Annotated in this window: 9 protein-coding genes; 6 read left to right on the top strand and 3 right to left on the bottom strand. The window is 50.4% G+C overall.

Annotation, left to right across the window (positions count from 1 at the left end; translation table 11 throughout):
• The 6 genes from JK216_RS07335 to dtpA form a co-directional block, all read left to right on the top strand.
• A partial coding sequence (locus JK216_RS07335) for a hypothetical protein (protein WP_212715376.1) occupies positions 1-222 on the top strand: 222 nt, incomplete at its 5' end.
• On the top strand, positions 223-1,281 hold the full coding sequence (gene rsxD / locus JK216_RS07330) for an electron transport complex subunit RsxD (protein ID WP_212711311.1): 1,059 nt from the start codon (positions 223-225) through the stop codon (positions 1,279-1,281).
• Positions 1,282-1,284: 3 nt separating this feature from the next.
• Positions 1,285-1,914: an electron transport complex subunit RsxG gene (rsxG, locus tag JK216_RS07325; protein ID WP_212710086.1), complete on the top strand. Its 630-nt coding sequence runs from the start codon at positions 1,285-1,287 to the stop codon at positions 1,912-1,914.
• On the top strand, positions 1,911-2,639 hold the full coding sequence (locus JK216_RS07320; protein WP_212706871.1) for an electron transport complex subunit E: 729 nt from the start codon (positions 1,911-1,913) through the stop codon (positions 2,637-2,639). The genes rsxG and JK216_RS07320 overlap by 4 nt, the downstream gene beginning before the upstream one ends.
• Entirely contained in the window at positions 2,636-3,268 is a 633-nt protein-coding gene (gene nth / locus JK216_RS07315; protein ID WP_212706870.1) for an endonuclease III, read from the top strand. Before JK216_RS07320 ends, nth begins: the two co-directional genes overlap by 4 nt.
• Positions 3,269-3,834: 566 nt before the next feature.
• A complete protein-coding gene (gene dtpA, locus JK216_RS07310) occupies positions 3,835-5,301 on the top strand; it encodes a dipeptide/tripeptide permease DtpA (protein WP_212711310.1) in 1,467 nt (488 codons plus the stop codon).
• Between the two features lie 541 nt (positions 5,302-5,842).
• Here dtpA and pdxY read toward each other — a convergent pair.
• The 3 genes from pdxY to pdxH form a co-directional block, all read right to left on the bottom strand.
• Positions 5,843-6,709 (bottom strand): pyridoxal kinase PdxY, encoded by an 867-nt coding sequence (gene pdxY / locus JK216_RS07305; RefSeq protein ID WP_212706972.1) that lies wholly within the window; start codon positions 6,707-6,709, stop codon positions 5,843-5,845.
• A gap of 66 nt (positions 6,710-6,775) precedes the next feature.
• The gene (tyrS, locus tag JK216_RS07300; protein ID WP_212711309.1) at positions 6,776-8,050 is read right to left on the bottom strand and encodes a tyrosine--tRNA ligase; all 1,275 of its coding nucleotides are present in this window, start codon (positions 8,048-8,050) and stop codon (positions 6,776-6,778) included.
• A 132-nt stretch (positions 8,051-8,182) separates the two neighbouring features.
• The gene (gene pdxH, locus JK216_RS07295) at positions 8,183-8,842 is read right to left on the bottom strand and encodes a pyridoxamine 5'-phosphate oxidase (protein WP_212706866.1); all 660 of its coding nucleotides are present in this window, start codon (positions 8,840-8,842) and stop codon (positions 8,183-8,185) included.
• Positions 8,843-8,861 lie beyond the last annotated feature (19 nt).

Here is an 8,861-nt window from a genome sequence, read left to right as displayed (position 1 = left end):
GCCATTGCCCGTGCTAAAGCCAGAAAAGAGGCACAAACGGCACCCGCCGCTGCGGCAGCACCAGAAACCGCTGCAGATAACGCCGTGGCGGAAGACCCGCGTAAAGCCGCAGTCGCCGCCGCCATTGCCCGCGCTAAAGCAAAAAAATCCGCACAGGCTACCGCTATGGAACAACAGACCTCCGCGACGCCTGTGTTGCAGAATAGGACATCAGAGGAATAAATGGCTTTTCGTATTGCAAGTTCACCTTATACTCATAACCGGCACAGTACTCACCGGATTATGACCATTGTTCTGCTGGCCGCCCTGCCGGGGCTGGCTGCCCAGTGGTATTTTTTCGGTTACGGTAACCTGATCCAGGTGATCCTCGCGGCACTGACTGCCTGGGCCTGTGAAGGTCTGGTACTGCGCCTGCGCCAGCAACCCGTGTTACCGGTGCTGTCCGATAATTCGGCCTTACTGACAGCACTTCTGCTGGGAGTCAGTCTTCCGCCACTGGCTCCCTGGTGGCTGATAGTCCTCGGAACCGCCTTCGCGATTATTATTGCGAAACAATTATATGGCGGGCTGGGACAGAATCCGTTTAACCCGGCGATGGTCGGTTATGTGGTGCTGCTGATCTCTTTCCCGGTGCAGATGACCAGCTGGCTGCCCCCAGAGGCATTACAGTCAGTGAAACCCGGTCTGATGGACAGCCTGAATATGATCTTTACCGGTCATACGGGTGGCGGTTTATCGATGCAGGCTCTGCAATCAGGTATTGACGGAGTCAGTCAGGCTACCCCTCTGGACGGGTTTAAAACGGGTCTGCGCGCCGGACATTCCGCCAGCCAGCTACTGGCTGAGCCCATTTTTCAGGGGATTCTCGGTGGTCAGGGCTGGCAGTGGGTGAATGTCGGATTTCTGGCCGGTGGCCTGTTTATGCTGTTTAAAGGCACTATCCGCTGGCATATTCCGGTCAGTTTTTTACTGGCGCTGACTTTCTGTGCCACCGTTGGGTGGTGGTTATCTCCTGGCAGCCTGGCCTCGCCGATGATGCAGCTGTTCTCCGGCGGAACCATGCTCGGGGCATTTTTTATTGCCACTGACCCTGTATCTGCATCAACAACCGATAAGGGACGTCTGGTATACGGTGCCCTGACTGGCCTGCTGACCTGGCTTATCCGCAGTTTTGGCGGATACCCGGACGGTGTGGCTTTTGCCGTACTGCTGGCAAATATTTGCGTCCCTCTCATTGATTACTACACTCAGCCGCGGGTGTATGGCCATCGTAAGGAATAACCGATGCTCGATACTATCCGAAAAAACGGCGTCACCCTGGCAGTATTTGCTGCTATTACTACCGGTATGACGGCGGTGATTAATATGGTGACCAAACCAACGGTAGAACATCAGATGGCACTGGAACAAAAAGCATTACTCGACCAGGTCGTTCCGCCATCTCTGTATAATAATAAACTGCAGCAGGAATGCTATGTGGTGCGTGATAAGTCATTAGGCAATATGGACCCGCACCATTTATATCTGGCACGCAAGGATGGTGTTCCGGTGGCCGTGGCACTGGAAACCACTGCTCCCGACGGTTATTCAGGGGCTATCCAGATGCTGGTCGGTGCCGACTTCCACGGCAAGGTTCTCGGCGTGCGTGTCGTCGAACAGCATGAAACCCCGGGGCTGGGGGACAAAATTGAATTACGCATTTCTGACTGGATAACGCATTTTTCGGGGGTGGTATTACAGGGCCCTGATGATCGCCATTTTGCGGTTAAGAAAGACGGCGGGGATTTTGACCAGTTTACCGGGGCAACGATTACTCCCCGCGCGGTAGTTAATGCTGCCAAACGTACCACCCTGTATATTGAAACACTGCCATCGCAGCTATCATCGCTGCCAGAATGTGGAGATACTCAATGAGTGAAGCTAAAAACTTACTGATCGGCGGTCTGTGGAAAAATAACTCCGCGCTGGTTCAGTTACTGGGCCTGTGCCCGTTACTGGCGGTGACGTCTACCGCCACTAACGCCCTCGGGCTGGGGCTTGCCACCACCCTGGTGCTGACCATAACTAACAGCGCCATTTCATTATCGCGGCGCTGGATGCCGTCAGAAATTCGTATTCCGATTTATGTAATGATTATTGCCTCGGTCGTCAGTTGCGTACAGATGCTGATCAGCGCTTATGCACACAGTCTGTACCAGTCACTGGGGATTTTTATTCCGTTGATCGTGACCAACTGTATTGTGGTTGGTCGTGCCGAAGCCGTGGCATCTAAATCCAGTGTTGCACTTTCAGCGCTCGATGGTTTTTCTATCGGAATGGGAGCCACCTGTGCCATGGTCACCCTCGGGTCTCTGCGTGAGATTATTGGCAACGGTACTATCTTTAACGGTGCTGACCAGTTACTCGGCCCCTGGGCGAAAGTTCTGCGTGTTCAGGTATTCCATTTCGATTCGCCGATGTTACTGGCTATGCTGCCGCCGGGCGCATTTATCGGTCTTGGTATGTTACTGGCCGTCAAATACCTGATCGATCAGCGCACCCGTCAGTATGCTGAACGCAAAGCCGAAGCCGCAAAACTGGCTGAAAGCCCTTCGCCGGCGGTCGCGGCCACTCGGTTACAGACCGGAAAAGCGTCGTGAATAAAGAGAAACGTTATCAGATCCTTAGCCGGCTGCGGGCCAATAACCCGCATCCGACCACTGAACTTAATTTCAGCTCACCGTTCGAATTGTTAATCGCTGTGTTGCTTTCGGCTCAGGCAACGGATGTCAGTGTCAATAAAGCAACTGTCGGGCTGTTTGCCAAAGCCCCTGACCCGGAGAGCATGCTGGCACTGGGAGAAGACGGCGTCCGTGATGCGATAAAAACCATCGGACTGTTTAACAGTAAAGCGGCAAATGTGATTAAAACCTGTCAGATACTGGTGAATCAGCATCAGAGCCAGGTGCCGGAAAGCCGTGAAGCCTTAGAAGCATTACCCGGGGTGGGCAGAAAAACAGCGAATGTAGTACTGAATACGGCATTTGGCTGGCCGACCATCGCGGTGGATACCCATATCTTCCGTGTGTCGAACCGTACCGGCTTTGCCCCCGGTAAAAATGTCGATCAGGTCGAACAAAAATTACTCAAAGTCGTCCCTGCTGAATTTAAAGTGGACTGTCATCACTGGCTGATCCTGCTCGGGCGGTATACCTGCATTGCCCGTAAACCTCGCTGTGGTTCCTGTCTGATAGAAGATTTATGCGAATTTCGCGACAAAACTGACTAAAAATTTCAAAAAAAAATTTTTTTTGTTAATCCACAGACAGATATCCGCCCGCGGACCTGTCTGACATTAGCAATATAAATCAATAAGTTACTGTAGTGTCTTTTTTTTTACTGTAAACCAACTCTGCCATTTCTGTTATTTTCACCCATTCCGTTTACTATTACACTTCGCTTTTTACATCAGAACAAAACCCCACAAAACAAAATATCGATAGCATAAAAACACAATAAATAAAAATAAAACAGGATAACACCCTTTAAATTTGCATAATAAAAACATTAAAAGCCAAAACCACTGCCATTGCATTACCTGCACTAATTTATTATTCTTTCTATCGGATTGTTACGTATTTTCGATATTTAATTATCCTGCGCACTTTGTTAACAACTTTAAAATCTATGCAATGCAGTCTGTCAGTCATTCAACTGGTGATTATGCCGTATCGTTTTTATCGTCTGAATCAGATGTCCGCACTACCTATAAAAAACAACGATCATGCAAAATTATACGCATGGCACGCACTTAATTCCTGACGTAAAACAGGGTCATCATACACCGAGGTAATAGTGTCTACTGCAAACAAACATAATAAAGAGGCTGTCAGTATGAATGCCTTTCGGCAACCGAAAGCGTTCTATCTGATTTTCACCATCGAGCTCTGGGAGCGTTTTGGTTACTACGGTTTACAGGCAATAATGGCTGTTTACCTGGTCAAACAGTTGGGGATGTCAGAAGCTGACTCTATCACCCTGTTCTCTTCTTTCAGTGCGATGGTTTATGGCCTGACGGCGATCGGCGGCTGGTTAGGTGACAAAGTTCTGGGAACCAAGCGGGTTATCGTCCTCGGGGTGATTGTACTGGCGCTGGGTTATTCACTGATCGCTTTCTCCGGCCATCATGTTGATGTGGTCTATCTGGGGATGGCAACCATTGCTGTCGGCAGCGGACTGTTTAAGGCGAACCCGTCGTCTTTACTGTCTACCTGTTATGAGAAAGATGACCCGCGTATTGATGGTGCATTCACCATGTTTTATATGTCCATCAATATCGGCTCCCTGTTCTCAATGATGCTGACCCCATGGCTGGCAAATCAATACGGCTGGAGCGTGGCATTCTCATTGTCCGTCGTCGGACTGGTATTTACGCTGATTAACTTCCTGAGCCTGAAATCGCTGGTTAAAAAGCACGGCTCTGCGGCCGACTTTGCCCCGCTGCATACAGGTAAACTGCTGGCGACGCTGGCTGGTGTGGTGGTACTGATCGCCGTTGCCAGCGGGTTACTGCATCACCAGTCTGTGGCGCGGATTGCTTTACTGGTAATCGCTATCGGTATTGTACTGGTATTCGCGAAAGAAACCTTTGCCCTGCAGGGTGCTGCGCGCCGCAAAATGATGGTGGCATTTATTCTGATGGTCGAAGCTATCGTCTTCTTCGTGCTGTATATGCAGATGCCGACATCACTGAACTTCTTTGCCATCCGCAATGTTGAACACCAGATCTTTGGGATTACTTTCCAGCCGGAGCAGTTCCAGGCACTGAATCCGTTCTGGATTATGGTATGCAGCCCGTTACTGGCGATGCTGTACAACAAACTGGGTGATCGCCTGCCGATGCCGTTTAAGTTCTCTATCGGTATGCTGTTATGTTCGGGGGCGTTTCTGGTACTGCCGCTGGGGGCAGAGTATGCCAGTGAACAGGGTATTGTTTCGGTAAACTGGCTGATCCTCAGTTACGCATTACAGAGTATTGGTGAACTGATGATTTCCGGACTGGGTCTGGCGATGGTTGCACAACTGGTTCCGCAGCGACTGATGGGCTTTATTATGGGGTCCTGGTTCCTGACGACTGCCTGCGCTGCCGTTATTGCCGGTAAAGTCGCCGGACTGATGGCGGTACCTGGCGATGTGACCAATCCTGTAGAATCACTGGTGGTATATAGCCACGTCTTCAAACAAATCGGGGTCACTACACTGATCATTGCTGCGGTAATGCTGGTTTCCGCGCCATTGCTTCACAAAATGACCCGCGACTGATGCTGCGCTAAATCCCGAATCCCCGCCAGCCTGCTGACGGGGATTTTTTTGTCCGCCGCAGGATTTCCCTTTGCTCAGCTGCGGATATATTCCTGTACTCTGTTTGTCAGCCACGCCATACACAGTCTCCGCGGTACGGGTCACACTGCCCGTTGACGCCACACAGACAACCACCTGAACTGCCTGAGTTTTATCCATCCCTTCCCGGGGTTGTCGAAAACGAAACAGTGAACTGTAATCAGGACCATTTATTATCAAATTATTGGCAAACAGGATGGTGACTGGATTCCCTTTTTCTTCACGGCGTAAATATGAGCCAGAACATTACACTCATTAGCGGCGAACGCCGGGGGGCGGGTAAAAATGCAGCCTTAAAACTCGCTGCCAGAGGATATCGGGGATGCGGTCAGTGCCATACTCAGTGACGAAACCGGCGGATTGAGGCTTCCGGCGGCCAGGCGCTGTAACAGCGGCGAAATTACCGGATTTGATCATTACAGGCAGGGCCATCGACCCGCGACGGCCCTGCCGTTAAGAGCATTTAACTTAATCGTTCCGCCACAAACTGATGAACGGGAATCGCTATCTGGTCCTGGGCTGCCACCAGTTGCAGCTCGTATTCTCCCATCTGATGGGTTTTAATCATTACTTCATATACTGCAGCAGTGACATGTTCAAGGGCATCCTGCATTGATTTACCGTGCAGCAGATCCACCAGCAGTAAACCACTGGTCAGGTCTCCCACGCCGACCGGCTGGCGTACCCCGAAATCGACCAGCGGACGCTGGATATGCCAGGCTTCATCTGCGGTCACTAACAGCATTTCAAACTGGTCGCTGCGTTTTCCGGCCCGTGACAGATGTTTCACCAGCACAATACGGGGTCCCTGTGCAATTAACTGGCGACAGGCGTCAATACATTCATCAATATTATGCAATTGCCGGTCACTGAGCATTTCCAGCTCCAGCAGATTTGGCGCAATAATATCACTGGCCGGCAGAGAGTATTTACAATGAAATTCGGCCACTCCGGGGGCGACAATACAGCCTTTTTCCGGATGCCCCATCACCGGGTCACAGAAGTACCATGCCTGCGGATTCACCGTTTTCACTTCACGCACGATTTCCAGGATCTTCTCACCCTGTTCTGCTGAGCCAAGATAACCACTCAGTACCGCATCACAGGTTTTCAGGCGATCGATTTCTGCAATACCTTTGACAATGTCTGTCAGATGCGATGCCGGCATAACCGTACCCGTCCAGTGACCATACTGGGTATGGTTCGAAAACTGAACCGTATTTAATGGCCAGACATTGGCCCCCATTCTGCGCATCGGAAATTCTGCGGCGGCATTACCTGCATGCCCGTAAACAACATGTGATTGTATTGCAAGAATATTTTTCATTATTGTATGACGTCTTTCGCTTAATTTAACCGTAAAAAAGGCCGGAGACCGGCCTTTATCGTTTACTGTTTATTGCCAGTTTATCAGGCAGTAATGCTTTTTACCGCGACGTAATACGGTGTAACGACCAAATAACTTGTCGTCTGCGCTGAAATGGTATTCAGCATCCGATTGTTTTTGTCCGTTAACGGAAACAGCGTTGGACGAAATTAACGTGCGAGCCTGACCACGGGAAGGTACCAGTTCTGCAACGACCAGGGCTTGTTGCAGATCATCTCCTTCTGAAAGAGTGACCGCCGGCATACCGTCCTGAGCCAGCTGGGCAAGATCAGCTTCCGTCAGTGAATTCAGGGATCCGGAGAATAAGCTTTCCGTAATACGGCGGGCAGCTGCCAGGCCTTCTTCCCCATGCACCAGCCGGGTCACTTGTTCAGCCAGGACGTACTGGGCGCGCGGTGCTTTACCGCTCTGCTGATCTTCTTGCTGCAGGGCATTAATTTCTTCAATGCTCATAAAGGTGAAGAATTTCAGGAAGCGATACACATCGGCATCGGCGGTATTGATCCAAAACTGATAGAACTTATACGGACTGGTTTTACTGGCATCCAGCCACACAGCACCACCTTCGGTTTTACCGAATTTGGTTCCGTCAGATTTGGTAATTAACGGCACAGTCAGACCAAACACCTGGTTCTGATGTAAACGGCGGGTCAGATCGATACCGGAAGTGATATTCCCCCACTGATCAGAACCACCGATCTGCAGGCTGACACCGTGCAGTTTGTTCAGACAGGCAAAATCATATCCCTGCAATAAGTTATATGAGAATTCCGTAAACGAAATGCCCTGGTCATCACGGTTCAGACGCTGTTTTACCGCTTCTTTGTTAATCATCTGATTCACAGAGAAGTGTTTACCAATATCACGCAGGAACGTCAGAACATTCATCCCGCCGAACCAGTCATAGTTGTTGGCCGCAATCGCGCTGTTGTCACCACACTCAAAGTTCAGGAACGGGGAGACCTGTTGGCGGATTTTTTCCACCCATTCGCCGACGGTTTCTGAGGTATTCAGTTTACGCTCACTGGCTTTAAAACTCGGGTCACCGATAAGTCCTGTGGCACCACCGACCAGCGCGACCGGTTTATGGCCAGCATCCTGAAAACGTTTCAGGCAAAGTAACGGTACCAGATGGCCCAGATGTAAGCTATCTGCGGTAGGATCAAAGCCGCAATACAGTGCAATAGGCCCTTGTGCCAGTCGCTCTGATAACGCCTCTTCATCCGTTACCTGGGCGATCAGGCCCCTTTCCTGCAATTGTTGTATCAGGTTACTGCTGGTCATTAACGACTCCAAATTGAACAGACTGCACCTTTGCTGGTACACAGCTTTCCGCCAACGGCGGAAAAAATAAGGTGCATAGAATAAAACGCACGGACAAACTGTTCCAGTAGTGAAATAGCTTATTTCGCAAAATCAGGGTGCCAGACGATCAATTTTCCAGCAGTCGTTCTGATATTGGTAAATAAAACGATCATGCAGCCGCCGCGCACCGCCCTGCCAGAATTCCATGGTATGAAATCTGACCCGGTACCCTCCCCAGAAATCCGGTAACGGTACTTCACCGCGCATAAATTTCTGACTGATTTCGAGGAATTTACCTTCGAGGATCCCCCGGGCCGAAATCCGGCTCGATTGTCTGGAAACCCAGGCACCAATCTGACTGTCGCGGGGACGGCTGCTGAAATATTTCAGCACTTCACCGGCAGTGAGTTTTTCTGCCTCACCGAGCACCATCACCTGACGATCCAGCATATGCCACGGGAAATGCAGGGATATTTTCGGGTTATTAGCCAATTGCTGCGCTTTACGGCTGCCAAGGTTAGTATAGAAAATCATACTGTTATCATCGTATTGTTTCAGTAATACAATCCGCTGATAGGGTTGCCCCTGCTCATCGACTGTCGCCACGCACATTGCCGTCGGGTCCGGCAGCCGGGCTTCACAGGCCTGGCTGAGCCACTGACCGAATAACGCCATCGGATGTTCAGGCAGATCCTTACGTCTTAATCCCCCGCGGGTATATTCACGACGCAGGTCGGCTATATTTTGTAACGGTTCACTCTCATTAGTCATTTTAGCTAACTCATTAAAA

The sequence above is a fragment of the Tatumella sp. JGM94 genome (assembly GCF_018257595.1).
In the GTDB taxonomy this organism is placed as follows: Bacteria; Pseudomonadota; Gammaproteobacteria; order Enterobacterales; family Enterobacteriaceae; genus Tatumella; species Tatumella punctata.
This window is presented reverse-complemented; position numbering and strand designations above follow the sequence as displayed.

What these genes read in the sequence shown, in the direction of transcription:
- rsxD (WP_212711311.1), top strand. Translation starts at nt 223, where the DNA reads ATGGCTTTTCGTATTGCAAGTTCACCTTATACTCATAACCGGCACAGT.
- rsxG (WP_212710086.1), top strand. Translation starts at nt 1,285, where the DNA reads ATGCTCGATACTATCCGAAAAAACGGCGTCACCCTGGCAGTATTTGCT.
- JK216_RS07320 (WP_212706871.1), top strand. Translation starts at nt 1,911, where the DNA reads ATGAGTGAAGCTAAAAACTTACTGATCGGCGGTCTGTGGAAAAATAAC.
- tyrS (WP_212711309.1), bottom strand. Translation starts at nt 8,050, where the DNA reads ATGACCAGCAGTAACCTGATACAACAATTGCAGGAAAGGGGCCTGATC.
- pdxH (WP_212706866.1), bottom strand. Translation starts at nt 8,842, where the DNA reads ATGACTAATGAGAGTGAACCGTTACAAAATATAGCCGACCTGCGTCGT.